The following is a 25,151-nucleotide window of genomic DNA, read 5'->3' as shown; positions in this document are numbered from 1 at the left end:
CGGCGCGGGCTGGACGATGCCGGAGAGGCGGGGGCTGGTGGTGATCTTGGCCGCGCCGGCGGGGGCTGGTGGTGATCTTGGCCGCGCCGTCGCCGCCGTAGTGGCCGATGCGCGTCGGACACCCCCAGGGTCCCCGCGCCCCGAAGCGCCGGACCGCGCTCCGCAGACGACGTCCGCCGTCAGATCAAGGGCTTCATCTCCACCGGCGCGGTCGCCCCCGGCGAGGCAGTCGACTTCCACATCACGGTCGACCCGCCCCAGGAGTTCGCCGTCGACATCTACCGCATCGGCCACTACGGCGGCGACGGCGCGGCCAAGATCACCACCAGCCCCCGCCTCTCCGGCATCGTCCAGCCCGCGCCGCTCACCGCCGACCGCACGGTCTCCTGCCACCACTGGTGGCTGTCCTGGCGTCTGCAGATCCCCTCGTACTGGAGCATCGGCGCGTATGTCGCCGTCCTGACCACCGTCGACGGCTACCGCTCCCACATCCCCTTCACCGTCCGCGACAACCACCCCGCGGACCTGCTCCTGCTCCTCCCCGACGTCACCTGGCAGGCCTACAACCTCTACCCCGAGGACGGCCACACCGGCGCGAGCCTCTATCACGCCTGGGACGAGGACGGCCGGCTGCTCGGCGAGGCCGACGCCGCCACGACCGTCTCCTTCGACCGCCCGTACGCGGGCGCGGGCCTGCCCCTGCACGTGGGCCACGCCTACGACTTCATCCGCTGGGCCGAGCGCTACGGCTACGACATCGCCTACGCCGACGCCCGCGACCTGCACGCGGGCCACGTCGACCCCACCCGCTACCGCGGCCTGGTCTTCCCCGGCCACGACGAGTACTGGTCGACGAACATGCGCCGCACGGTGGAGCTCGCCCGCGAGAACGGCACCTCCCTCGTCTTCCTCTCCGCCAACTCCATGTACTGGCAGGTCGAGTTGGCCCCCTCCCCGTCCGGCGTCCCGGACCGCCTGCTCACCTGTCGCAAGCGCAAGGGCCCCGGCCGCCCGGTGCTGTGGCGCGAGATCGACCGCCCCGAACAGGAGGTGATCGGCATCCAGTACGCGGGCCAGGTCCCCGAGCCGCACCCACTGATCGTCCGCAACGCCGACCACTGGCTCTGGGAGGCGACCGGCGCCCACGAGGGGGACGGGATCGGGGGCATGGTCGCGGGCGAGGCCGACCGCTACTTCCCGCGCGCCCCGCTGCCCGAGCACGAGGAGCGCATCCTGCTCGCGCACTCCCCGTACGCGGACCGCGAGGGCGCCGTACGTCACCAGGAGACGTCCCTGTACCGCGCCCCCTCCGGCGCCCTGGTCTTCGCGTCCGGCACCTTCGCCTGGTCCCCGGCGCTGGACCGCCCGGGCCATGTCGACGCCCGAGTCCAGCGCGCCACGGCGAACCTCCTGGACCGCATCTGCAAGCGTGACTGAGCTCACCCAGAACACCCCAGTCGCTCACCCAACGCACCCCCAGTCCAAGGTCAGAGCCTCGTACGGGACAATCGACCCGTTGGACAGAACCACGGGGAGGAACCGTGTCCGGATTCGTAGAAAAGCCCGAGCCGATCGAGGTTCCGGGCCTGGTGCACCTGCACACCGGCAAGGTGCGGGATCTGTACCAGAACGAGGCCGGCGACCTCGTGATGGTCGCCAGTGACCGTATGTCCGCCTATGACTGGGTGCTGCCGACCGAGATCCCCGACAAGGGCCGCGTCCTCACCCAGCTCTCGCTGTGGTGGTTCGACCAGCTCGCCGACCTGGTGCCCAACCATGTGCTGAGCACCGACGTACCGGCCGGCGCCCCCGCCGACTGGGCGGGCCGCACCCTGGTGTGCAAGTCGCTGCAGATGGTCCCGGTGGAGGCCGTGGCCCGCGGTTACCTCACCGGCTCGGGCCTCGTCGAGTACAACGCCTCCCGCACCGTCTGCGGCCTCGCGCTGCCCGAGGGTCTGGTCGACGGCAGCGAACTGCCCGCCCCGATCTTCACCCCGGCCACCAAGGCCGCGGTCGGCGAGCACGACGAGAACGTCTCCTACGAGGAGGTCGCCCGCCAGGTCGGCGCCGACACCGCCGCCCGGCTGCGCCAGGCGACCCTCTCCGTCTACTCCCGGGGCCGGGACATCGCCCGCGAGCGCGGCATCATCCTCGCCGACACCAAGTTCGAGTTCGGCTTCGAGGGGGAGACGCTGGTCCTCGCCGACGAGGTGCTCACGCCGGACTCCTCCCGCTTCTGGCCGGCCGACCAGTGGCAGCCGGGCCGCGCGCAGCCGTCGTACGACAAGCAGTTCGTCCGTGACTGGCTGACCTCGCCGGCGTCCGGCTGGGACCGCAAGAGCGAGCAGCCCCCGCCGCCGCTGCCGCAGGAGGTCGTGGACGCGACCCGTGCGAAGTACGTGGAGGCGTACGAGCGCCTGACGGGCACGAGCTGGAGCTGACCCCATGACAAAGGCCCCGGTCGATGACCGGGGCCTTTGAACTGGAGCGAACGACGAGGTTCGAACTCGCGACCTCAACCTTGGCAAGGTTGCGCTCTACCAACTGAGCTACGTTCGCATGCGCCGTGGCGCGAGACCCACTATACCCAACCTCTCTCCCGCGCGAGACGCACCGCCGCGTGACGGTTCTCCGCGCCGAGCTTCGACGCGGCGGACGACAGATAGTTCCGCACGGTCCCCTGGGACAGCGCGGCCCGCTCCGCGATCTCCGCGACGGGCGCCCCGTCGGCGGCGAGTTCCAGCACCTCCGCCTCCCGCGCGGTCAGCGGCGAGTCCCCGGCGGCGATGGCGTCGGCGGCCAACTCCGGGTCGACGTAACGGTTACCGGCGTGCACGGTACGGATGATCTCCGCGAGCCGCTGCGCGCTGACGGTCTTCGGGACGAACCCGCGCACACCCGCCGCAAGGGCCCGCTTCAGATGCCCGGGCCGACCGTGACTGGTCACGATCAGCACCTGGCAGCCGGGAAGTTCGGCGCGCAGGGATGTGGCGACCCTCACACCGTCGGCCCCCGGCATCTGAAGATCGAGGACGGCCACGTCCGGTTCGTGCGCCCGGGCCATCGCCAGCGCCTCGGGCCCGCTGGCCGCCTCGGCGACGATCACGAGGTCGTCCTCCAGGGAGAGCAGCGTGGCCAGCGCCCCCCGGATCAGATGCTCGTCGTCGGCCAGCAGCAGCCGCACCGACCCGCTCATACGGTGACCTCCCGCACACCCGCCCCCGTCAACGGCACCTCCGCCACCAGCCGGAACACCTCCTCGTCCACACGACCGGCCTCCAAGGTGCCGTCCACCGCGGCCAGCCGCTCGCGCAGCCCGGCGAGGCCGGAGCCCCCACCCCCGTCGGAGGCTCCGGCAGCCCCGTCGTTCTCCACCGTCAGCACCACACGTCCCTCGCTCACCCGCACTCCCACCGCACACCGCTCGGCGTTCCCGTGCCGCAGCACATTCGTGGTCGCCTCGCGCACCACCCAGGCCAGCGCCGACTGCACCTCGACGGGCAGTCCGGCCGCCTCCCCGGTGACCTCGCACGCGATCCCCGCCGCAGTCAACACCCCTTGCGCACCCACGAGTTCGACCTCCAGGTCGGCCTCCCGGTACCCGCGTACGACGTCCCGCACCTCGCGCTGAGACTCCTGCGCGATCCGCTGCACCTCGATCATCTGCTCCACCGCCTCGGGCCGCCCGCGCCGCGCCAACTGCACGGCCAGTTCGCTCTTCAGGGCGATGACCGCGAGGTTGCGCCCCATGACGTCGTGCAGATCCCGCCCGAACCGCAGCCGCTCCTCGGCGACGGCGAGCCGGGCGCGGGTCTCGCGGGCCTCGTCGAGCTCGAAGACGGACCGGAGCAGCCAGACGGAGAAGACGGCGGTGAAGGCGAGGAAGCCGCCGCCGAGCAGCACGACCAACGCGGTGACCAGCGCGCCGAGCGGTGACCGGGTCATCACGAGCACGATGACCCCGGCACCCGCCGCGAAGCCCGAGACGACGGCGTACACATGCCTGCGCGCCTTCACGCCGAGCGCGATGATGCCCGCCCCGAAGATCATGGTGACTCCGAAGACGCTGCCCGCCGCCGAGTCGACGTCGCCGCCCTTCGGGCCGTACTCGGCGATGGCGAGAGCCGTGACGGCGACCGCGGCGGTGGCCGTGGCGAGCGTCCACATCAGGCGTACGGGCTGCTCCCGCCGACCGCGCACCCAGTCCACCGCCCGTGACACGGTCAGCAAGCAGGTCGCCGCGTGCGCGCACACCAGGAGGATCAGCCAGGCACCAGGCCCACCCCCGATCTGACCGGCGACCGGCAGCCCCGCCCCGGCGACCTCGATCACCGCGAAGAAGTGGAAGGACCCCCTCGTGTACGTCTCCACCTTCGCCGGGGTGCTCTTCCCCCGCCACCACGTTCCCGGCCCGCGCATCCGCCGCTCTCCCCCTGGATCAACGCCGTGGTTCCCAGCGGAACCACCGCCGTACAGCAAACACGCCCAGGACCGTCCAGACCAGCGCGACGAGTACGGCGCCCAGCGCCTCGGACGCCGACAGGTCGCCGGTCCAGCCACCCCGCAGCAGGGTGATCGCCGGGGTCAGCGGCAGGAGCTCGCACACCGACGCCACCCGGTCCGGCAGCATCTCCAGGGGGATGAACATCCCGGAGAAGATCATGGAGAGGAACACCACGGGCAGTGTCGTGACCTGCGCACTCTCGACGCTGCGGGTGAACGACGCGGTCACGGCGCCCAGCGACGCGCACAGGACGAGGCCCAACAGCAGGCCCAGCACGGCGAGATGGGGAGCGCTCGGCGCGCCCACGTCGAGCAGGACGGCGCAGCCGACCGTCAGCACCAGGCTCTGTGCGATCCCCGTGGCCACGGCCGGCAGCGCCGCCCCGGCCAGGATCTCCGCGTCCTTCAGCTCGCCCGTGCGCAGCCGTTTGAGGACGAGTTCCTCACGCCGGGCGGTGTAGACGGAGACGAGCGTCGCGTACACCGCGTAGAGCAGTGAGAAGCCGATCGAGGCGGGCAGGACGACGGTGCCGAGGGAAAGGCCGGCCTCCGCCAGGTCCATCCCCTTCGCCGCCTCCCGCACGCTGAAGGGCAGCAGCAGCGGCACGAACAGCGCCGCGAACAGCGTGCCTCTGCTGCGTCCGAGCAGCGTCACCTCCGCGCGGGCCAACGCCGTCATGCGTCCCACCGGGGTGGTCATCGCCGTACTCATGCCGCGTACTCCTTCTTCTCGGCGGCGCCGGCCGCCTCCCGCGCGATCCCCAGGAACGCCTCCTCCAGCGACGCCGCCCGCACGTCCAGCCGCCGCAGCTCCACCCCGGCCCCCTCGGCCCACACCAGCAGCCGGGTCGCCGCCCGCTGGAGCTGATGGGTGCGCAGCCGTACGACCCGCCCGTCGACCTCGTGCCCGCTCACGCCCAGCTCACCGAGCGGCGGCAGGTCCCCCAGGAAGTAACCCTCGGGCAGCTCGAAGACGATCCGCGACGGCTGGGCCGCGGTCACCTCGGCCGGCGTCCCGGCGGCCGCGATCCGCCCCTGGTGCAGGATCGCGAGCCGGTCGGCGAGACCCTCGGCCTCCTCCAGATAGTGCGTGGTCAGCAGCACGGTCGTACCGGCGTCACGCAGTTCCCGCACCAACTCCCAGGTGTCCCGGCGCCCTTCGGCGTCGAGCCCGGTCGTGGGCTCGTCCAGGAACAGCACCTCGGGATCCCCGAGCAGCGCGAGCGCCAGGTCCAGCCGCCGCCGCTCACCCCCGGACAGCTGCTTCACCCGTACGCCGGTCTTCCCGCCCAGCCCGACCCGGTCCAGCACCTCGCCCTCGGGCCGCGCCCCGCTCACGCACCCGGCCCACATCCGGGCGGTCTCGCCGACGGTCAGCTCGGACGGGAAGCCGCCCTCCTGCAGCATGACCCCGGTCCGCGGCCGTACGACGCCCCGCTCGGCGTGGGGATCGTGCCCGAGCACCCGTACCCGTCCTCCGGCGGGCTCGGCGAGCCCCTCCAGCAGTTCGACGGTCGATGTCTTGCCCGCGCCGTTGGTGCCGAGCAGTGCGAAGACCTCGCCGCGGTCCACGGAGAAGGTGATGCCGCGCACCGCCTCGAACCCGCCCCCGTACACACGCCGCAGGTCAGTGACCTCAATCACGTGTTCGTGTTCGTTGAAGTTCATGCACTCAGCGTCCCCGCGGCCGGAGCCCGGGAGCAGTGCGCGCTGTCATCACTCGGCATGACAAATGTCAGGCGGACAGGCATGGCACAAGAAAGACCCCGGTCCATTGGACCGGGGTCTCTATCAAGAGCGGACGACGAGGCTCGAACTCGCGACCTCAACCTTGGCAAGGTTGCGCTCTACCAACTGAGCTACGTCCGCATTGCCCCCGACCGGCTCTCACCGATCGGTGCGAGCACCAGCCTACCTGATCCACATCTGTGGTCGGACCGGCGGTGCAGAGCGGGTGACAGGAATTGCACACTGCGCCTTCCCCCTGGAAGGGGGATGTTCTGCTACTGAACTACACCCGCATGCTCGGCGAGCTGGGCTTTTCTGCCCCGCCCGGCGGCGTGCTCCAGACATTAGCTGATCAGCAGGGGGGTAGCGCAAGTCGGTTGTCGCACCGGCCCAAGTCCGCGGTCCTCAAGGCCCGCTGACGGACCCTGAGGACGCGCTCCTCGCGGGGCACCTCACTGCGCCGAGGCGAATGCCTCGTAGACCTTCTTGGGGATGCGGCCGCGGGCCGGCACCTCCATCTTGTTGGCCTGGGCCCAGGCCCGGACGGCCGCCGGGTCCGGGGCGACCTCGGTCTGCTTGTACGCCTTGCCTGACTTCGACCGCTTGCGGCCGGCGTCCACGTAGGGCGCGAGCGCCTTACGCAGTTTCTTGGCATTGGCTTCATTCAGGTCGATCTCGTACGACTTGCCGTCGAGTCCGAAGGCGATCGTTTCCGCCGCTTCCGAGCCGTCGATGTCGTCAAAGAGAGTGACCACGACCTTCTGCGCCACGAATATCGGTCCCTTCGTCCGGCATGTCATACACCTCAGCTGGGATGACGTACCGAGTCTCGGCTATTTGCCAATTCATTTGTACAGTGCCCGGCAATGCAATGTGAAGCCCGACTAAATCTGTCCGCGTGTCCGAGCGCAATACCTATCTGCGGCTGATCGGGGATCTTTCCCGTAACTTTTCGTGAACGCACCCCTCCAGTACCTCATCGTGATGGCTGTCACGTAGCTTCCTACAACTCTACCCGCGTAGAAATTTTGTGCGGGTAGTCTGAAGGAACCTGCTCAGCACCACACACCGGGAGTGCCAGTGGCACGCGTCGTAGTCGACGTCATGCTCAAGCCGGAGATCCTCGACCCCCAGGGCCAGGCGGTGCAGCGCGCACTGCCGCGGCTGGGATTCGAAGGTATCTCCGACGTACGTCAGGGAAAGCGTTTCGAACTGGAAGTTGACGGGCCGGTCGACGAGGCCGCGCTCGCCCGCATCCACGATCTTGCGGAATCCTTCCTCGCCAACACCGTGATCGAGGACTTCACCGTCAAGGTGGAGGAAGTCGCGGAGGCCGCGAAGTGACCGCTCGTATTGGCGTCGTCACTTTCCCGGGGAGTCTCGACGACAGGGACACCCAGCGTGCGATCCGCCTCGCGGGTGCCGAACCGGTCGCCCTCTGGCACAAGGACAAGGACCTCAAGCAGGTCGATGCCGTGGTGCTGCCCGGCGGTTTCTCCTACGGCGACTATCTGCGGGCCGGCGCCATCTCCCGCTTCTCGCCGGTGATGGACACGGTCATCGAGCAGGCGAAGGCCGGCCTTCCGGTCCTCGGTATCTGCAATGGCTTCCAGGTCCTCACCGAGGCGCACCTGCTGCCCGGCGGGATGCTCGGCAACGACCACCTGCACTTCATCTGCCGCGACCAGAAGCTGCGGGTGGAGAACGCGCAGACCGCCTGGACCAGCGACTACGAGAGCGGGCAGGAGATCCACATCCCGCTCAAGAACATGGACGGCCGCTACGTCGCCGACCAGTACACGCTGGACAAGCTGGAGGCCGAGGGCCGCGTCGCCTTCCGCTACCTCGACTTCAACCCGAACGGCTCGCTCAACGACATCGCCGGCATCACCAACGAGGCCGGGAACGTCGTGGGCCTGATGCCGCACCCGGAGCACGCCGTCGAGCCGCTCATCGGCACCGGCCGCACCGACGGTCTCCCCTTCTTCACCTCGATCCTCAAGAAGCTGGTCAACGCATGAGCCGGACGCCTCTGGACACGGTCGAGCACGCGGCCGCGACCCCCGACGTCGAGCTGCCCTGGGCCGAACTCGGTCTGAAGAAGGACGAGTACGAGAAGGTCGTGGAGATCCTCGGCCGCCGGCCCACCGGCGCCGAGCTCGCCATGTACTCCGTGATGTGGTCCGAGCACTGCTCGTACAAGTCGTCGAAGGTGCACCTGCGCCAGTTCGGCGAGAAGGCCCCCCAGTCCGATGCGCTGCTCGTGGGCATCGGCGAGAACGCCGGTGTCGTGGACGTCGGCCAGGGCTACGCCGTGACCTTCAAGGTCGAGTCGCACAACCACCCGTCGTACGTGGAGCCCTATCAGGGTGCGGCCACGGGTGTCGGCGGCATCGTCCGCGACATCATCGCCATGGGGGCGCGGCCCGTCGCGGTCGTCGACCCGCTGCGTTTCGGTGCCGCGGACCACCCGGACACCAAGCGCGTCCTCCCCGGCGTCGTCGCCGGCATCGGCGGGTACGGCAACTGCCTCGGCCTGCCGAACATCGGCGGCGAGGTCGTCTTCGACTCCTGCTACCAGGGCAACCCGCTGGTGAACGCCGGTGCCATCGGCGTCATGCGGCACGAGGACATCCACCTCGCGAAGGCGTCCGGCGCGGGCAACAAGGTCATCCTGTACGGGGCCCGGACCGGCGGCGACGGCATCGGCGGCGCCTCGATCCTCGCGTCCGAGACCTTCGACGACGCCAAGCCGTCGAAGCGCCCGGCCGTCCAGGTCGGCGACCCCTTCCAGGAGAAGCTCCTCATCGAGTGCACCCTGGAGGCCTTCCGGGAGAAGCTCGTCGTCGGCATCCAGGACCTGGGCGCGGCCGGTCTGTCCTGCGCCACGTCCGAGCTCGCCTCGAACGGCTCCGGCGGCATGCGCGTGACCCTGGACGACGTACCCCTGCGTGACTCGACGCTCTCGCCCGAGGAAATCCTCATGAGCGAGTCGCAGGAACGCATGTGCGCGGTCGTCGAGCCGGCGAAGGTCGACCGGTTCCTGGAGATCTGCGAGAAGTGGGACGTCATCGCCACCGTCATCGGTGAGGTGACCGACGGCGACCGCCTGGAGATCTACTGGCACGGCGGCAAGATCGTCGACGTCGACCCGCGGACCGTGGCGCACGAGGGCCCGGTCTACGAGCGCCCGTACGCCCGCCCCTCCTGGCAGGACGAGCTCCAGGCCGACGACGCGAACAAGCTGCCGCGGCCCACGACTTCGGCTGAGCTGAAGGACCAGGTCGTGAAGCTGGTCGGCTCCCCGAACCAGGCGAGCAAGAAGTGGATCACCTCGCAGTACGACCACTTCGTGCAGGGCAACACCGTCCTCGCCCAGCCCGAGGACTCGGGCATGATCCGCATCGACGAGGAGACCGGCCTCGGCGTCGCCATCGCGACGGACGGCAACGGCCGGTACGCCAAGCTGGACCCGTACACGGGCGCCCAGCTGGCCCTCGCCGAGGCCTACCGCAATGTGGCGACGACGGGTGCCAAGCCGCTCGCCGTCTCCGACTGCCTGAACTTCGGCTCGCCCGAGGACCCGGCCGTCATGTGGCAGTTCGCGGAGGCGGTGCGTGGACTCGCCGATGCCTGCCTGCAGTTGGGCACCCCGGTGACCGGCGGCAATGTCTCCCTCTACAACCAGACGGGCGAGGCGGCCATCCACCCGACCCCGGTGGTCGCGGTCCTCGGCGTCATCGACGACGTGGCCCGCCGCACGCCGGTCGCCTTCCAGGAGGAGGGCCAGCTGCTGTACCTCCTCGGTGACACGCGTGAGGAGTTCAGCGGCTCGGCCTGGTCGCAGGTGGTGCACGACCACCTCGGCGGCCTTCCCCCGAAGGTCGACCTGGAGCGTGAGCGCCTGCTCGCCGAGATCCTGATCTCCGCCTCCCGCGACGGCATGATCGACTCCGCGCACGACCTGTCCGACGGCGGTCTGATCCAGGCGGTCGTCGAGTCGGCGCTGCTGGGTGAGAAGGGCGCGCGACTCGTCGTACCCGACGGCCTGGACGCGTTCACCTTCCTCTTCTCCGAGTCGGCGGGCCGCGCGGTCGTCGCCGTGCCGCGCTCCGAGGAGCTCCGCTTCAACGACATGTGCGGGGCGCGGGGGCTGCCCGTCACCCGCATCGGTGTCGTCGACGGTGACGCCGTGGAGCTTCAGGGCGAGTTCGCGCTCTCCCTGGAGGAGCTGCGCGAGACCCACGAGGCGACGATTCCGGCGCTGCTGGCGTAGCCGGCGGTACGACTCGTACGACCCTCAAGCCCCCGCCCGGTCCGCCGGGCGGGGGCTTTGGCGTCTGCGCCCGTGTCGCTTGCACGTAATTACGTAGTTCCGTAATATCGAAGGGTGGATCTCGAACAACGCGTCGCCGACCTGGAGCGACGGCTCGCCGCGCTGGAGAGCGCGCAGCACACCGCCCCCCGCCTCGGCGACGGCGACTTCTGGGCCCTGCAGGGGTTCAAGGACCAGCTGACCGAGCTGGGGGCGGCCGACGGAGGCGTCCTGTTCACCGGGGCCGTACGGCTGCCGACCGGGGAGCAGTACGAGTGGCAGCACGGCGCGCTGACCGAGGGCCTGCTGGACGGGGACTGGGCCGAGCCCGCCGAGTCGTTCGCGGCGCTCGGGCACCCGGTCCGGCTGCGGCTGCTGCGCGAGGTCATCGGCGGCCGGCGCACCGCGGCCGAGCTCGCCGAGCTGGAGGAGATCGGCACGACCGGCCAGATCTACCACCACCTGCGCCAACTCACCGCCGTGGGGTGGCTGCACACCACCGGCCGAGGCCGCTACGAGGTGCCGCCGGGGCGGGTCGTCCCGCTGCTGGTGGCGCTGTCGGCGGCCCGGCCGTAAGTCATCGAAACAGGGGGAACAGTGTCCGCACGCAAGCTCGCCATGATCGCCTTCCGGCTCCTGCTGGTGGCCTTCTTCGCCGTGATCATCGCCGACGCCTGGCTCGACCTCGGGTATCCGCACTGGTGGAACTTCCTGCCGCTGGTCCTGGCGTACACCCTGGTCGCCGTCGTCAACCGGTCGGGCCGCACACCCGACGGCCCGCTGAAGGAGCGCGAGCCGATCGAGGTCGCCCCGCCCGTCACCGGCCGCTGGTCGGCGCTCAACAGCCCGGCCGACCGCACCCCGAGCCATGGCACGCACGCCTACGGCCAGACCTACGCCATCGACATCGTCGCCGAGCCCGAGCCGGGCGCCCGCCCCGGGTTCCGCGCGGTGTGGCCGCTCGCCCGCAGGAACGCCGACTTCCCGGCCTTCGGCGCCCCGCTGCTCGCGGTGGCCGACGGCACGGTCGTACGGGCCGACGACCGGCAGCGCGACCATCTGAGCCGTACCTCGCTGCCCGGGCTGCTGTATCTGATGCTCTTCGAGGGGGCGGTGCGCGAGATCGGCGGCGTCCGGCGAATCGTCGGCAACCACGTGATCCTCGACCTCGGCGACGGCACCCACGCCCTCTACGCCCACGTGCGCCGGGGCTCGCTCACCGTCCGCGAGGGTGACCGGGTGCGCGCCGGCCAGGAGCTCGGCCGATGTGGCAACTCCGGCAACTCGTCGGAGCCGCATGTGCACTTCCAGCTGATGGACGGCCCCGACCCGGACACCGCCCGCGGCATCCCCTTCACCTGGCGGGGAATCGGGGTGCCCCGCAACCAGGAGGTCTTCGAGTCGCCCACGACCGCCTCCCAGCCCGCATAGGCTGCCGCTCATGTCCCCGGCCAAGAAGCGCGCCCGCACCTACGACCCCGCCAGAATCCGTACCGCGGTGCTCGCCCAGTTCGGGCATGTGCGGCAGGCCGTGGGCACCCTCACCGACGAGCAGCTCGCCCTTCCCACCCGCCTGGCGGGCTGGACCGTCCGGGACCTGGCCGCGCACGTGACCATGGCCGTGGCGACCGTCGGCCGCAACCTCGACCGCGACGAGCCGGCGAAGGCGGAGCTCACCCTCCTTCAGTGGCCCTTCGCCACCGCCGCCCGCGCCCGCGACATCGCCGACGGCACCCGGGACCTCGCCGCGGCCAACCCCGACGTCGACGCCCTGTACGCCGGCACCGAGGAACGGCTCGCGCGGAACCTGGCGGACGCACCCGGCGACCGCCTCCTCGCCACGCGGACCGGCGCCATGACCCTCGCCGACCACCTGGTCACCCGCACCGTCGAACTCGTCGTCCACACCGACGACCTCAACGACGCCGTCCCCGCCCTCGACATCCCCTACGACCGCCAGGCCCTCGCCGCCTGCACCCGGCTCCTCGCCGACGCGCTCGCCGCGAAGGCGCCCGGCGGTTCGACCGAGGTGCGGATCCCGCCGTACGCGGTCGTGCAGTGCGTCGAGGGGCCGAGGCACACCCGGGGCACCCCGCCCAACGTCGTCGAGACCGACCCGCTGACCTGGATCCGGCTCGCGACCGGGCGGCTGGCCTGGGCGGACGCCCTCGCGGAGGCCAAGGTGAGCGCGAGCGGGGAGCGGGCGGACCTGGGCGGGCTGCTGCCGCTCATGGGGTGACAGGCGACGACCGCGGACCGTGGCCGAGAACCGGAATCGAGCGGAACCGGTCCCGCGTCCCTCCCGTCCCACCGGCATGGACACACTCGGCATGGACACCAAGCGACTGACCGCACTCGCCGCGCTGACCCTCCTCCCGCTCGCCGTCGCCTGCGGCAGCGAGGACGCGGGCAGTGACACGGTCGGTGCCGGGGCGGCGGCCTCCGTCACCGGCGTCCACTGGGCCGTCGACGACGTCACCGTCGACGGGAAGAAGAGCGCCGCCCCGGTCGGCGCCTACCTGCGCATTGCCGACGGCGGCAAGGTCAAGGGCAACCTCGGCTGCAACCACTTCGGCGCCGACGCGGCCTTCGCCGACAGCCACGTCACCTTCGACGGGATGCAGTCGACCGAGATGGCCTGCGAGGGCGTCCCGGCGGACTTCGAGCAGACCCTCGCCCGCACCCTCGCCGACGGCGACCTCACCACCGAGGTCGACGGCGACAAGCTGATCCTCACCACGGGGAACGGCGACCGGGTGGCCCTCAGCAAGCAGGAAGCCGCCCCGCTCAAGGGCACGAAGTGGACCGTCACCAGCCCCGACGCCGACGGCAAGGCCCACCTCACCTTCGACGAGAAGACCGGAGAGGTCAGCGGAAGCCTCGGCTGCAACAAGGTGAAGGCCACGGCAACGATCCGCGACGGCAGCATCACCCTTGGCACCGCGTCCACCACGCGAATGATGTGCGACACCTCACTCATGAAGACGGAGAAGGCCCTCCTCGGCCTCTTCGACGGCACGGTGAAGTACGGCATCGATCACCGCAACCTCACTCTGACCAGCGAAAACGGCGAGCAGGTGAACGCAGCCGCCGCAGAGTGATCGTTTACAGGCGCGTATCCCCAATTCGGACCAGTGGTCGATCTCGCCTACACTCGGTGCCGTGCCACGTGGTGACGGTCGACTCAATCACGATCTGCTCCCCGGCGAGAAAGGCCCCCAGGACGCTTGTGGCGTCTTCGGTGTCTGGGCTCCGGGCGAAGAGGTCGCAAAGCTCACGTACTTCGGGCTCTACGCCCTCCAGCATCGGGGCCAGGAATCCGCGGGAATCGCGGTCAGCAACGGCTCCCAGATCCTCGTCTTCAAGGACATGGGCCTCGTCTCCCAGGTCTTCGACGAGACCTCGCTCGGATCGCTCCAGGGTCACATCGCAGTGGGCCACGCCCGCTACTCGACCACCGGCGCCTCCGTGTGGGAGAACGCGCAGCCGACGTTCCGCGCCACCGCGCACGGGTCCATCGCGCTCGGCCACAACGGCAACCTGGTCAACACGGCCCAGCTGGCCGAGATGGTCGCCGACCTGCCCAAGCAGGAGAACGGCCGCACCCCGCGCGTCGCGGCCACCAACGACACCGACCTGCTCACCGCGCTGCTCGCGGCCCAGGTCGACGAGGACGGCAAGCCGCTGACCATCGAGGAGGCCGCTCACACGGTCCTTCCGCAGGTCAAGGGCGCCTTCAGCCTCGTCTTCATGGACGAGAACACCCTCTACGCCGCCCGTGACCCGCAGGGCATCCGCCCGCTGGTCCTTGGCCGCCTGGAGCGTGGCTGGGTCGTCGCCTCCGAGTCCGCGGCCCTCGACATCTGCGGCGCCAGCTACGTCCGTGAGGTCGAGCCGGGCGAGTTCATCGCCATCGACGAGAACGGCCTGCGCACCTCCCGATTCGCGGAAGCGAAGCCCAAGGGCTGCGTCTTCGAGTACGTGTACCTGGCCCGCCCGGACACCGACATCGCCGGCCGGAACGTCTATCTCTCCCGTGTGGAGATGGGCCGCAAGCTCGCGAAGGAAGCCCCGGTCGAGGCCGACCTCGTCATAGCGACCCCGGAATCCGGCACCCCGGCCGCCATCGGCTACGCGGAGGCCAGCGGCATCCCGTTCGGTGCGGGTCTGGTGAAGAACGCCTACGTGGGCCGGACCTTCATCCAGCCCTCGCAGACGATCCGCCAGCTCGGCATCCGGCTGAAGCTGAACCCGCTGAAGGAAGTCATCAAGGGCAAGCGCCTGGTCGTCGTCGACGACTCGATCGTGCGCGGCAACACCCAGCGCGCCCTGGTCCGCATGCTCCGCGAGGCCGGCGCGGCCGAGGTCCACATCCGGATCTCCTCGCCGCCCGTGAAGTGGCCCTGCTTCTTCGGCATCGACTTCGCCACGCGCGCCGAGCTCATCGCCAACGGCATGACCATCGACGAGATCGGCACCTCGCTCGGCGCCGACTCCCTGTCGTACATCTCCATCGACGGCATGATCGAGGCGACCACCATCGCCAAGCCGAACCTGTGCCGCGCCTGCTTCGACGGCGAGTACCCGATGGAGCTCCCGGACCCCGAGCTGCTCGGTAAGCAGCTCCTGGAGACCGAGCTGGCCGCGGGTCCCGCAGCCACGGCCGCGGCCGACGCGATCCGTCGCCCGTAAGCCTCGTAGAAACCAACCCGAAAGATCCCAGGCAATGTCTGAGACTCATGCTGCTTCCGGTGCTTCCTACGCGGCTGCCGGCGTCGACATCGAAGCGGGCGACCGCGCCGTGGAGCTCATGAAGGAGTGGGTGAAGAAGACCCAGCGCCCCGAGGTCCTCGGCGGCCTCGGCGGTTTCGCCGGCCTCTTCGACGCCTCCGCCCTCAAGCGCTACGAGCGCCCGCTGCTGGCCTCCGCCACCGACGGTGTCGGCACCAAGGTCGACATCGCACGCCAGATGGGCGTCTACGACACCATCGGCCACGACCTGGTCGCGATGGTCATGGACGACATCGTGGTGTGCGGCGCCGAGCCGCTGTTCATGACCGACTACATCTGCGTCGGGAAGGTCCACCCCGAGCGGGTCGCCGCCATCGTCAAGGGCATCGCCGAGGGCTGTGTGCTCGCAGGCTGCGCCCTGGTCGGCGGCGAGACGGCCGAGCACCCGGGTCTGCTCGGCGAGGACGACTTCGACGTCGCCGGCGCCGGTACGGGCGTCGTGGAGGCCGACCGACTGCTCGGCCCCGATCGCATCCGTACGGGTGACGCGGTGATCGCCATGGCGGCGTCCGGGCTTCACTCGAACGGGTACTCGCTGGTCCGGCACGTCCTGCTCAACCAGGCCGGTCTCGCGCTGGACGCGCAGATCGAGGAGTTCGGCCGCACCCTCGGCGAGGAGCTGCTGGAGCCCACGAAGATCTACTCGCTGGACTGCCTGGCCCTCACCCGCACCGCCGATGTGCACGCCTTCAGCCACATCACCGGCGGCGGCCTCGCGGCCAACCTGGCCCGGGTGATCCCCGACGACCTGCACGCGATCGTCGACCGCTCCACCTGGACCCCGGCCCCGGTCTTCGACCTCGTCGGCAGGACCGGTCAGGTCGAGCGCCTGGAGCTGGAGAAGACGCTGAACATGGGCGTCGGCATGATGGCGATCGTCCCGGAGGAGTCCGCGGACGTGGCCCTGGCGACGCTGGCCGACCGAGGCGTGGACGCCTGGATCGCAGGCGAGATCACGGACAGGGGCGAGCACACCACTGGCGCCGCCCTGGTCGGCACGTACTCAAACTGAGCGCGCCGCGGGCTCAGACCGCGAAAGGCAGTGCAAAACCCGGTCCGGCGGTAGACCGCTCAGGACCGGGTCAGGCACTGCTGGATAGTCAAGCGCCGCGGCGTTGTTGCGACGTGGGACCGGACTCGTCGTCCTCTTCGTCCTCATCGTCGTCGTTGTACAGATCCGCGTACTGGGCGTACGGGTCGTCTTCTTCTTCGTCGTCCTCGAACGGCTCGCCGTTCGGCGGCTGGTTCGAAGTCGAAGCGCCCAGCTCGTTGGCCAGACGCGACAGGTCAGTCCCGCCGCTGTTGTACTTCAGCTGGCGGGCGACCTTCGTCTGCTTGGCCTTGGCCCGGCCGCGCCCCATGGCTCGACCCCCTCGGTGACGGGGCTCGACGGCCCCAGAGTCTTGACACGCGTTCATGATCTGGAACGGGCTCTCCGCGGAGAGACCGGTCCGTAGGGCTTCCACGGTACCTGAGCCCGCGCCCATACGGTACGTCGCCCGCAGCACGTGCCTCGGGCCGGAACCCTCGGGGCGCCCTGTCCCCGCTGGTCAACCCCGATTTTAACCACTTCTTGGCGACCGACCCGCCGACGGACGTGAGAGTTCTCTCTAAGTGTGCGCCGACGGGTACCGGTCAAACCCGTCAGCGCGTCCTGCGCGCCTCCGCGGCCTCGTGCATCCGCTGCTCGGCGATCCGGTCGGCAGCGGCGGCCGGCGGAATTCCATCTGCCTTCGCACGTGCGAATATGGCCAGCGTGGTGTCGTAGATCTTCGCGGCCTTCGCCTTGCAGCGCTCGAAGTCGAAGCCGTGCAGTTCGTCGGCCACCTGGATGACACCGCCGGCGTTCACCACGTAGTCGGGCGCGTAGAGGATCCCGCGGTCGGCGATGTCCTTCTCCACTCCCGGGTGGGCGAGCTGGTTGTTGGCCGCGCCGCACACCACCTTGGCGGTCAGCACCGGCACGGTGTCGTCGTTCAGGGCCCCGCCGAGTGCGCAGGGGGCGTAGATGTCGAGCCCGTCGACACGGATCAGCTCGTCGGTGTCCTTGACGGCCAGGGCATTGCGGTGCCGTTCGGTGATCCGGCGCACCGCCTCCTCGCGCACATCGGTGACGAAGACCTCGGCGCCCTCGGCCATCAGGTGCTCCACGAGGTGGTGGCCGACCTTGCCGACGCCGGCGATGCCGATCCGCTTGGCGCGCAGCGAGGGGTCGCCCCACAGGTGCTGGGCGGAGGCGCGCATGCCCTGGTAGACGCCGAAGGCGGTCAGGACCGAGGAGTCACCGGCGCCGCCGTTCTCGGGGGAGCGTCCGGTCGTCCAGCGGCACTCGCGGGCCACGACGTCCATGTCGGCGACGTACGTACCGACGTCGCACGCGGTGACGTAGCGGCCGCCCAGCGAGGCCACGAACCGGCCGTAGGCCAGCAGCAGCTCCTCGGACTTGATCAGATCGGGGTCTCCGATGATCACGGCCTTGCCGCCGCCGTGGTCGAGCCCGGCCATGGCGTTCTTGTACGACATGCCGCGCGCGAGGTTCAGCGCGTCGGCGACGGCCTCTTCCTCGGTCGCGTACGGGTAGAAGCGCGTACCGCCGAGGGCGGGGCCCAGGGCGGTGGAGTGGATGGCGATGACGGCCTTGAGGCCGCTGGCGCGGTCCTGGCAGAGCACGACTTGCTCATGACCGCCCTGGTCCGACTGGAACAGGGTGTGCAGGACGCCGTGTGTTACGTCGGTCACTGTGGTGACTCCTGAGTACTGGCGGCGGTTGGAGCGAGCTCCCGTACAGGTGGCGGGGGCTGTTGAGCATGAGATTAGACCCGCGAGCGCCCGTCCAACCCGCAGTGCTCAGGATCACCTACTCGCGGAGTACGGCCGTGCGACGATTTGCATAGTTTTCCCGCACGTTTGTAAGCGGGTTTCGCAGGTTTCCCTGGCAGACGGCGGGGGAGGGAGCAGGCGTGCCCAAGGTGTCCTCGGTGATCGTCCCGTACGCGACGTATTTGCGGGTCTATGAACCGCTGGCGGCCTTCCCGGAGCCGGAGCGCGGCCACTGGTCCCGTTACTCCCGCCGCCCGGACCGCCCCTCGTACCAGGACGAACTGCGCCGTTCCCTGGCGGACTTGCTGCCGACCCCGCCCGTCCCGGTGCCGGTGCACGAGAGCGGCGACGCCTTCGTGCTGGAGATCGACGGGGTGCTGTGCGTGTGCCCGTGGCGCACCCGGCTGCGCGGCTGGCAGGCGCTCGGGGAGCTGGCCGACGAACTGCCGGGGCCGGTCCTGGAGGCGGTGCTGCCCGAGTTCGTACGGCGCCAGGCGGCCCAGGACTACGAGCGCTGGCTGGCCCGCAATCCGGACGCCCGGCCGTGGATCCGCACCTCGACCTGGCAGGTGCCGCTCCACTGGTTCGTGCTGGTGTCGGACGAGGAGCGGCGGTTCGACAAGGGCTCGGGCGAGGTTCCCCCGATGCTGCGCTACCGCACACCGATGGTGCAGGCGCGGCGGCGGGTGGCGCGGGCCCTGAGGACGCTGAAGGACACCATCGACGAAGGGCCGCTCATCGACGGCCTGGTGGACGTCGGGCGCTGGCTGGAGGAGTTCCATCCGCGCTCGCTGGTCGAGTTGGACTACGGCGGTCTGGTGCACACCCTCCCGGCCGGCGAGCTGGAGGACGACCACTCGGCGGCCGACGTGGCCGACGGCATCGAGGCGCTGCGGCAGGGCGACGGGGCGGGGGCCGGGGAGGCCTACGCCCGGCTCGTGGAGCGGTGGCGGTCGGTGCGGGACCGGCGCTCGGCCAACTGAACCCCCGCGAAGTGACCTGGAGCACTCCGGTCGGAGTGATCTGACGCCCTGTGTGACGTAACGAACTGGCGTTTGACGGGACGCCCGTTTTGGGGTTTCGTGCTCGTTCTGAGGTCCTTGATGTCTCGTCAACAAGGGACGTAGGTCCCGATCCGGGCGTATGCATCAAGGATGTGTCAACACCCGCAAGCGTGACGGAATGCACGTACGCGGCTCTTGCGCCCCGAACCCCCCCTCGTGCCAAAATAGGACAAGGAGTCCGGGGAGGACTCCATCTCGACATTGCACTATTTGGGGGGTCTTGAGACTCCTGCACGTCACTGTGACTGATCGTCACAGCGGCGTGACTGTCCGCTATGGCATGGTCCATCGGCTTCCGTCGCTGATGAACACCTGGAGGGGCAATTCCATCGGTTTGGCCGACGCGGCTGGACAGATGGTGTAGTTGTAGTGCCGAGGACAAGCCGTTCGTCCTATAACCGACTCGACTCGCGTCCGCCATTTCGGGCAACGCGGGTCAAGGTGCAGAATTTAGAGGAAAGAACCGAGAAGGTTCGGTTCTCCCGAGGAGGCCGCTCATGACCGCTCGCACCCCTGATGCCGAGCCGCTGCTGACCCCGGCTGAGGTCGCCACCATGTTCCGTGTCGACCCCAAGACGGTCACGCGGTGGGCGAAGGCCGGGAAGCTTACTTCCATCCGCACGCTCGGCGGTCACCGCCGTTACCGCGAGGCTGAGGTCCGTGCTCTGCTCGCGGGTATCCCGCAGCAGCGCAGCGAAGCCTGAACAACTCCATAACCGGGCAAAACGGCTGTTCCCCCAACTTGCCGTGGCGCCCGAACCTTAGCTACAAGCGACGCGGGTTCTGCCCCAACAGAGCTCACGCCCAAGCCGACAGAGCACTTCAGGCACGCAGCAAGGGTGCGTCGTAGATCGCGCTGGACTCCGCCGGGTCCAGCGCGATCTTTTTTGTGTGCGGAGTGTGCGCCGGCGGGGCTCCTGTGAGCGGGCTTGTCGGAGTCTGGGGAGGGCTGTCGGATCTCCTGTGGACTCACTCTGAGTGTTCGCCGGGTGTGAGCTGTGTGCGCGCCGGGAACGGGGTGGGTGGGTGCCGGACGAGTCCCGGAACCTACCCCGATGCTGGTGCAATTGCACATATTAAATTGACCAGTTGTAGGAGAGGTGTAAGACCTACTCCCCAGGAAACTTATGCGGTGACACCCGTCACATGCACCGGTGCTTGTTGCCTCCGGCACATGTGCGCTAAAGGGAGTCCTGCCCTCCAGCGGCCCATGATCGGGCGGCAGTTGGCGGGGTGGCAGTCACGCCGAGTACGGGGCCTCGTCCTGCGCGACCTCGTCCGCAACCACCGGCTGGTAGCCACGTGTGCCGGAGTCCATCGCCAGGCGCAGCAGGCGCAGGCATATCGGGCAGTGGCGGGTGCGATGCCGATAGGAGGAGGCGGCCGCCAGGTGCGCGCGGAGCAGCGCCCGCGTTTCGTGCCTAGCCGATGCCGCCATACGCCACCTCCAGGGGGCCACAGGGGAAGGGCCCTGATTTCTGGGTACCGAGCGAATGTGACTCCGTCAAGGCGGCAGGGCCGGCGCCCGGCGGCGGAGAGCCTGGCCGGGAGCACGAGAAAGGGCCCGCATCCTCATCGGATACGAGCCCTTCACTCACTGCGGTCCTGACGGGATTTGAACCCGCGGCCTCCACCTTGACAGGGTGGCGAGCACTCCAAACTGCTCCACAGGACCTGGTTTCGCTGCGCCATTCGTGCGTTGCGCTGCGAGAAGAGACTGTACAGGAGCGCGAGCCCCCTGGTCGAACTCACTCAGCGTGCACGGACCGTTACGGCGCCAGCGCGTCGATCGCCTTCACGATCCGCTTGTCGGAGACGGCGTACGCCGTGCCGAGCGCGTGGGCGAAATAGCTCACGCGGAGCTCCTCCAGCATCCAGCGCACGTCCAGGACCGGCTGCGGGACCGGACGCCCCTGCGGCATCTGCTCCAGCAGCCAGGCGTACTCGTCCCGCATCTCGTGGACCTTCTCCATGCGCGTCGTGTCCCGCTGGACGTTCGTCGGCATCTGCTGGAGCCGGCGGTCCACCGCGATCAGATAGCGCATCAGATCGGGCAGCCGGCGCAGGCCCGCCGCCGTCACGAAACCGGGCTTCACAAGGCCGTCCAGCTGCGCCCGCACGTCCGCGAGGTTCGCCAGCAGCGCCGGGCTGCGTGTGGCCTTCAGACGGCGCTCGGCGGCCTGCCAGGCGGCGAGGACCTGCTGCACCTGGCCCACCGCACGGACCGTCGTGTCGACGATCTCGGCGCGCACCTTGTCGTACAGCTTCCGGTACGACTCCTCGTCCCACGCGGGCCCGCCGAAGTCCCCGATCAGCTTGTCCGCCGCCGCCATCGCGCAGTCGTCGAAGAGGGCCTGGATCGAGCCGTGCGGGTTCGCCGACAGCGCCAGCTTCTGGGCGTTCGTCAGCTTCTCGGAGGCGAACTTCGACGGGTTGACCGGGATGTTGCGCAGGATCAGCCGGCGGGTGCCCTTCCACATCGCCTGCTGCTGCTCCGCCTCCGTGTCGAAGAGGCGCACCGACACCGTGTCGCCGTCGTCCACCAGCGCCGGGTACGCCTTGACGGGCTGGCCGGCGCGGCGGGTCTCGAAGACGCGGGTGAGGGTGCCGATGGTCCAGTCGGTCAGGCCCTTGCGCTCCAGGGACTCGCCGCCCTCGCGGGAGGCGGTGGCCGCCGCGGCCTGGGAGAGGGCCTTGCGCGCCTTCGGCTTCAGCTGGAGCTTCAGGGCCTCCAGGTCCTTGTCCTCGGCCAGCTTGCGGCGCCGCTCGTCGACGATGCGGAAGGTGATGCGCAGATGTTCCGGGACCTTCGCCCAGTCGAAGTCGTCCGCCTCGAAAGGCACGCCCACCATGCGCTTCAGCTCGCGGGCCATGGTCACCGTCAGCGGTTCCTGGAGCGGGGACGCCGAGTCCAGGAAGCGCCCGGCGAAGTTCGGCGCCGGTACGTAGTTCCGGCGGATCGGCTTCGGCAGGGAACGGATCAGCTCCGTCACCAGCTCCTCCCTGAGGCCCGGGATCTGCCAGTCGAAGCCCTCGTCCGTGACCTGGTTGAGCACCTGGAGCGGGACATGGACCGTCACACCGTCCGCGTCCGCGCCCGGCTCGAACTGGTAGGTCACCCGGAACTTCAGCTGCCCCTGGCGCCACGAGTCGGGATAGTCGGCCTTGGTGACCGCCTCCGCCGACTCCCGGATGAGCATCTCGCGCTCGAAGTCCAGGAACTCCGGCTCCTCGTGCCGCTTGTGCTTCCACCACGAGTCGAAGTGGGCGCCGGAGACGACGTGTTCGGGCACTCGCCGGTCGTAGAAGTCGAACAGCGTGTCGTCGTCCACGACGATGTCCCGGCGCCGCGCCCGGTGCTCCAACTCCTCGACCTCGCTGAGGAGTTTGCGGTTGTCGGCGAAGAACTTGTGGTGGGTGCGCCAGTCGCCCTCCACGAGGGCGTTGCGGATGAACAGCTCGCGGCTGACCTCGGCGTCGATACGGCCGTAGTTGACCTTGCGCTGGGCGACGATCGGGACGCCGTACAGCGTGACCTTCTCGTACGCCATCACCGCCGCCTGGTCCTTCTCCCAGTGCGGCTCGGAGTACGTGCGTTTGAGGAGGWGCTCGGCGAGCGGCTCGACCCACTCGGGCTCGATCCTGGCGTTGACACGGGCCCAGAGGCGGGAGGTCTCGACGAGTTCGGCCGACATCACGAAGCGCGGGGGCTTCTTGAACAGGGCCGAGCCCGGGAAGATCGCGAACTTCGCGTTGCGGGCACCGACGTACTCGCCACGCCCGCCGTCCTTGCGCGCGCCCGGGCCGGAGTCCTTGGACTCCTTCACGTCCTTCATCCCGATGTGGGAGAGCAGACCGGCGAGGAGGGAGACGTGCACCCGGTCGGCGGGGGCGTCGTCCTCGTTGAGGTGGATGCCCATCTGCTTGGCGACCGTGCGCAACTGCGTGTAGATGTCCTGCCATTCGCGAATGCGCAGGAAGTTCAGGTACTCCTGCTTGCACATCCGGCGGAACGACGACGAGCCCCGCTCGCGCTGCTCCTCGCGGACGTAGCGCCACAGGTTGAGGAAGGCGAGGAAGTCGCTGGTCTCGTCCTTGAAGCGGGCGTGCTGCTGGTCGGCCTGGGCCTGCTTGTCGGCCGGCCGCTCGCGCGGGTCCTGGATGGACAGCGCCGCCGCTATGACCATGACCTCACGGACGCAGCCGTTCTTGTCGGCCTCCAGGACCATGCGGGCCAGGCGCGGGTCGACGGGCAGCTGGGCGAGCTTGCGGCCGGTGTCCGTGAGCCGCTTGCGTACGTCCTTCTCGGCCGGGTCGATCGCGCCGAGCTCCTGCAGGAGCTGGACGCCGTCGCGGATGTTGCGGTGGTCCGGCGGGTCGATGAACGGGAACTTCTCGATGTCCCCGAGCCCGGCCGCGGTCATCTGGAGGATGACGGAGGCGAGGTTCGTCCGGAGGATCTCCGCGTCCGTGAACTCCGGGCGGGCCAGGAAGTCGTCCTCGGCGTACAGCCGGATGCAGATGCCGTCGCTGGTACGTCCGCAGCGGCCCTTGCGCTGGTTGGCGCTGGCCTGGGAGATCGCCTCGATCGGGAGCCGCTGCACCTTCGTGCGATGGCTGTACCGGCTGATCCGGGCGAATCCGGGGTCGATGACGTACTTGATGCCCGGGACGGTCAGCGACGTCTCGGCGACGTTCGTCGCCAGAACGATCCTGCGGCCGGTGTGCTGCTGGAAGACGCGGTGCTGCTCGGCGTGCGAGAGGCGGGCGTAGAGGGGCAGGACCTCGGTGAAGCGGTAGTTCTTCTTCACGAGTGCGTCGGCGGTGTCCCTGATCTCCCGCTCTCCCGAGAGGAAGACGAGGATGTCGCCCTTGCCCTCGGCCTGGAGCTCCTCGACGGCATCGCAGATCGCGGTGATCTGGTCGCGGTCGGAATCCTCCGAGTCCTCCTCCAGCAGCGGCCGATAGCGCACCTCCACCGGATACGTCCGCCCGCTGACCTCGACGATCGGGGCCTCGCCGAAGTGCCGGGAGAAGCGCTCGGGGTCGATGGTCGCCGAGGTGATGACGACCTTCAGGTCGGGCCGCTTCGGCAGCAGCTGCGCCAGATACCCGAGCAGGAAGTCGATGTTGAGGGACCGCTCGTGGGCCTCGTCGATGATGATCGTGTCGTAGGCGCGCAGCTCGCGGTCGGTCTGGATCTCGGCGAGGAGGATGCCGTCCGTCATCAGCTTGATGAAGGTGCCGTCGGGATTCACCTGGTCGGTGAAGCGGACCTTCCAGCCCACGGACTCACCCAGCGGGGTGTCCAGCTCCTCCGCCACCCGCTCGGCGACCGTACGGGCCGCGATACGGCGGGGCTGGGTGTGCCCGATCATGCCGCGCACACCGCGTCCGAGCTCCAGGCAGATCTTGGGGATCTGCGTCGTCTTTCCGGAACCGGTCTCACCGGCGACGATCACGACCTGGTGATCGCGGATGGCGGCCGCGATCTCGTCCTTCTTCTGGCTGACCGGCAGCTGCTCGGGATATGCGACGGCCGGCACCCGGGTGCGCCGGGTGGCCATACGCTCCTCGCCCTTGGCGATCTCCGCCTCGATCTCGGCGAGCACGGCGTCCCGCGCCTCCGGCTTACGGATCTTGCGCGCACCTTCGAGCCGCCGCCCGAGCCGGTGCGCATCGCGCAGCGACAGCTCGGTCAGGCGGGGGGCGAGGAGCGTATGGCCACCCGGCGCACCCGGGTGCCGGCCGTCGCATATCCCGAGCAGCTGCCGGTCAGCCAGAAGAAGGACGAGATAGCTGCCGGTCAGCCAGAAGAAGGACGAGATGGGCGGGGGCGGSGTGCGTAGACATACGGGATCCAGGATCTCATCCCGGGGAAACAAGGGGCGAATGCTTTTGGGCGGCCATCCGTGCCGCCCACGCCTCCC

At 69.5% G+C, this 25,151-nt stretch carries 21 protein-coding genes, 4 tRNA genes and 1 pseudogene; 13 read left to right on the top strand and 13 right to left on the bottom strand.

The window, feature by feature from the left end; translation table 11 throughout:
* Nucleotides 1-144: 144 nt before the first annotated feature.
* Nucleotides 145-1,437, top strand: a pseudogene (locus EAO75_RS41495) (N,N-dimethylformamidase beta subunit family domain-containing protein); the annotation flags it as partial.
* Between the two features lie 104 nt (nt 1,438-1,541).
* Nucleotides 1,542-2,441, top strand: a complete 900-nt coding sequence (locus tag EAO75_RS41490) for a phosphoribosylaminoimidazolesuccinocarboxamide synthase (protein ID WP_148000191.1) — start codon at nt 1,542-1,544, stop codon at nt 2,439-2,441.
* A gap of 42 nt (nt 2,442-2,483) precedes the next feature.
* Here the strand turns inward: EAO75_RS41490 and EAO75_RS41485 are convergent.
* From EAO75_RS41485 to EAO75_RS41450, 8 genes are all read right to left on the bottom strand, one after another.
* Nucleotides 2,484-2,559, bottom strand: a tRNA-Gly gene (locus EAO75_RS41485).
* Between the two features lie 22 nt (nt 2,560-2,581).
* Entirely contained in the window at nt 2,582-3,196 is a 615-nt protein-coding gene (locus EAO75_RS41480) for a response regulator transcription factor (RefSeq protein ID WP_148000190.1), read from the bottom strand.
* On the bottom strand, nt 3,193-4,419 hold the full coding sequence (locus EAO75_RS41475; protein ID WP_148000189.1) for a sensor histidine kinase: 1,227 nt from the start codon (nt 4,417-4,419) through the stop codon (nt 3,193-3,195). Before EAO75_RS41475 ends, EAO75_RS41480 begins: the two co-directional genes overlap by 4 nt.
* Nucleotides 4,420-4,438: 19 nt before the next feature.
* Nucleotides 4,439-5,215, bottom strand: a complete 777-nt coding sequence (locus EAO75_RS41470; protein WP_148000188.1) for an ABC transporter permease — start codon at nt 5,213-5,215, stop codon at nt 4,439-4,441.
* Nucleotides 5,212-6,171 carry an ABC transporter ATP-binding protein gene (locus EAO75_RS41465; RefSeq protein ID WP_148000187.1) on the bottom strand — a complete coding sequence of 320 codons (960 nt, stop codon included), beginning with the start codon at nt 6,169-6,171 and terminating at the stop codon, nt 5,212-5,214. Before EAO75_RS41465 ends, EAO75_RS41470 begins: the two co-directional genes overlap by 4 nt.
* 128 nt (nt 6,172-6,299) lie before the next feature.
* Nucleotides 6,300-6,372 (bottom strand) — tRNA-Gly (locus EAO75_RS41460).
* Nucleotides 6,373-6,452: 80 nt separating this feature from the next.
* Nucleotides 6,453-6,524 (bottom strand) — tRNA-Gly (locus EAO75_RS41455).
* A 159-nt stretch (nt 6,525-6,683) separates the two neighbouring features.
* Nucleotides 6,684-7,001 (bottom strand): histone-like nucleoid-structuring protein Lsr2, encoded by a 318-nt coding sequence (locus tag EAO75_RS41450; protein WP_148000186.1) that lies wholly within the window; start codon nt 6,999-7,001, stop codon nt 6,684-6,686.
* A gap of 310 nt (nt 7,002-7,311) precedes the next feature.
* Here EAO75_RS41450 and purS point away from each other — a divergent pair, with 310 nt between their 5' ends.
* The 9 genes from purS (at nt 7,312) to purM (ending at nt 16,349) form a co-directional block, all read left to right on the top strand.
* Complete coding sequence (gene purS, locus EAO75_RS41445; protein WP_015659417.1) at nt 7,312-7,575, top strand: phosphoribosylformylglycinamidine synthase subunit PurS; 264 nt, start codon at nt 7,312-7,314, stop codon at nt 7,573-7,575.
* Nucleotides 7,572-8,252, top strand: coding sequence for a phosphoribosylformylglycinamidine synthase subunit PurQ (gene purQ, locus EAO75_RS41440; protein ID WP_148000185.1), 681 nt, complete (start codon nt 7,572-7,574; stop codon nt 8,250-8,252). The genes purS and purQ overlap by 4 nt, the downstream gene beginning before the upstream one ends.
* Nucleotides 8,249-10,507, top strand: coding sequence for a phosphoribosylformylglycinamidine synthase subunit PurL (purL, locus tag EAO75_RS41435; protein WP_148000184.1), 2,259 nt, complete (start codon nt 8,249-8,251; stop codon nt 10,505-10,507). Before purQ ends, purL begins: the two co-directional genes overlap by 4 nt.
* A 114-nt stretch (nt 10,508-10,621) precedes the next feature.
* Nucleotides 10,622-11,122 carry an ArsR/SmtB family transcription factor gene (locus tag EAO75_RS41430; RefSeq protein ID WP_148000183.1) on the top strand — a complete coding sequence of 167 codons (501 nt, stop codon included), beginning with the start codon at nt 10,622-10,624 and terminating at the stop codon, nt 11,120-11,122.
* A 21-nt stretch (nt 11,123-11,143) separates the two neighbouring features.
* Nucleotides 11,144-11,977: a M23 family metallopeptidase gene (locus tag EAO75_RS41425; protein ID WP_148000182.1), complete on the top strand. Its 834-nt coding sequence runs from the start codon at nt 11,144-11,146 to the stop codon at nt 11,975-11,977.
* 10 nt (nt 11,978-11,987) lie between these two features.
* On the top strand, nt 11,988-12,785 hold the full coding sequence (locus EAO75_RS41420; protein WP_148000181.1) for a maleylpyruvate isomerase family mycothiol-dependent enzyme: 798 nt from the start codon (nt 11,988-11,990) through the stop codon (nt 12,783-12,785).
* Between the two features lie 91 nt (nt 12,786-12,876).
* Nucleotides 12,877-13,647 (top strand): META domain-containing protein, encoded by a 771-nt coding sequence (locus EAO75_RS41415; RefSeq protein WP_148000180.1) that lies wholly within the window; start codon nt 12,877-12,879, stop codon nt 13,645-13,647.
* 61 nt (nt 13,648-13,708) lie between these two features.
* Complete coding sequence (purF, locus tag EAO75_RS41410; RefSeq protein ID WP_148000179.1) at nt 13,709-15,238, top strand: amidophosphoribosyltransferase; 1,530 nt, start codon at nt 13,709-13,711, stop codon at nt 15,236-15,238.
* A 34-nt stretch (nt 15,239-15,272) separates the two neighbouring features.
* Nucleotides 15,273-16,349, top strand: coding sequence for a phosphoribosylformylglycinamidine cyclo-ligase (purM, locus tag EAO75_RS41405; RefSeq protein WP_148000178.1), 1,077 nt, complete (start codon nt 15,273-15,275; stop codon nt 16,347-16,349).
* Nucleotides 16,350-16,437: 88 nt separating this feature from the next.
* Here purM and EAO75_RS41400 read toward each other — a convergent pair whose 3' ends face one another.
* The gene (locus EAO75_RS41400) at nt 16,438-16,698 is read right to left on the bottom strand and encodes a DUF3073 domain-containing protein (RefSeq protein ID WP_148000177.1); all 261 of its coding nucleotides are present in this window, start codon (nt 16,696-16,698) and stop codon (nt 16,438-16,440) included.
* A gap of 283 nt (nt 16,699-16,981) precedes the next feature.
* Nucleotides 16,982-18,076 carry a Leu/Phe/Val dehydrogenase gene (locus EAO75_RS41395; RefSeq protein WP_148000176.1) on the bottom strand — a complete coding sequence of 365 codons (1,095 nt, stop codon included), beginning with the start codon at nt 18,074-18,076 and terminating at the stop codon, nt 16,982-16,984.
* Between the two features lie 221 nt (nt 18,077-18,297).
* Here EAO75_RS41395 and EAO75_RS41390 point away from each other — a divergent pair, with 221 nt between their 5' ends.
* Nucleotides 18,298-19,140, top strand: a complete 843-nt coding sequence (locus tag EAO75_RS41390; RefSeq protein WP_148000175.1) for a hypothetical protein — start codon at nt 18,298-18,300, stop codon at nt 19,138-19,140.
* Nucleotides 19,141-19,718: 578 nt separating this feature from the next.
* Nucleotides 19,719-19,925 (top strand): developmental transcriptional regulator BldC, encoded by a 207-nt coding sequence (gene bldC / locus EAO75_RS41385; RefSeq protein WP_003949541.1) that lies wholly within the window; start codon nt 19,719-19,721, stop codon nt 19,923-19,925.
* A gap of 536 nt (nt 19,926-20,461) precedes the next feature.
* Here bldC and EAO75_RS41380 read toward each other — a convergent pair.
* From EAO75_RS41380 to hrpA, 3 genes are all read right to left on the bottom strand, one after another.
* Nucleotides 20,462-20,659 carry a DUF6274 family protein gene (locus EAO75_RS41380; RefSeq protein ID WP_148000174.1) on the bottom strand — a complete coding sequence of 66 codons (198 nt, stop codon included), beginning with the start codon at nt 20,657-20,659 and terminating at the stop codon, nt 20,462-20,464.
* Nucleotides 20,660-20,821: 162 nt separating this feature from the next.
* Nucleotides 20,822-20,896: transfer RNA gene (locus EAO75_RS41375), tRNA-Asp, on the bottom strand.
* Nucleotides 20,897-20,990: 94 nt separating this feature from the next.
* On the bottom strand, nt 20,991-24,980 hold the full coding sequence (gene hrpA / locus EAO75_RS41370; protein ID WP_148000588.1) for an ATP-dependent RNA helicase HrpA: 3,990 nt from the start codon (nt 24,978-24,980) through the stop codon (nt 20,991-20,993).
* Nucleotides 24,981-25,151: the final 171 nt, after the last annotated feature.

Origin of the sequence: Streptomyces sp. UW30 (assembly GCF_008042075.1) — a bacterium.
Lineage (GTDB): Bacteria > Actinomycetota > Actinomycetes > Streptomycetales > Streptomycetaceae > Streptomyces.
This window is presented reverse-complemented; position numbering and strand designations above follow the sequence as displayed.

Coding starts and splice junctions, on each gene's coding strand:
- purL (WP_148000184.1), top strand. CDS start 8,249: ATGAGCCGGACGCCTCTGGACACGGTCGAGCACGCGGCCGCGACCCCC.
- EAO75_RS41380 (WP_148000174.1), bottom strand. CDS start 20,659: ATGGCGGCATCGGCTAGGCACGAAACGCGGGCGCTGCTCCGCGCGCAC.
- bldC (WP_003949541.1), top strand. CDS start 19,719: ATGACCGCTCGCACCCCTGATGCCGAGCCGCTGCTGACCCCGGCTGAG.
- EAO75_RS41470 (WP_148000188.1), bottom strand. CDS start 5,215: ATGAGTACGGCGATGACCACCCCGGTGGGACGCATGACGGCGTTGGCC.
- EAO75_RS41400 (WP_148000177.1), bottom strand. CDS start 16,698: ATGGGGCGCGGCCGGGCCAAGGCCAAGCAGACGAAGGTCGCCCGCCAG.
- EAO75_RS41465 (WP_148000187.1), bottom strand. CDS start 6,171: ATGAACTTCAACGAACACGAACACGTGATTGAGGTCACTGACCTGCGG.
- EAO75_RS41415 (WP_148000180.1), top strand. CDS start 12,877: ATGGACACCAAGCGACTGACCGCACTCGCCGCGCTGACCCTCCTCCCG.
- EAO75_RS41480 (WP_148000190.1), bottom strand. CDS start 3,196: ATGAGCGGGTCGGTGCGGCTGCTGCTGGCCGACGACGAGCATCTGATC.
- EAO75_RS41420 (WP_148000181.1), top strand. CDS start 11,988: ATGTCCCCGGCCAAGAAGCGCGCCCGCACCTACGACCCCGCCAGAATC.
- purM (WP_148000178.1), top strand. CDS start 15,273: ATGTCTGAGACTCATGCTGCTTCCGGTGCTTCCTACGCGGCTGCCGGC.
- EAO75_RS41475 (WP_148000189.1), bottom strand. CDS start 4,419: ATGCGCGGGCCGGGAACGTGGTGGCGGGGGAAGAGCACCCCGGCGAAG.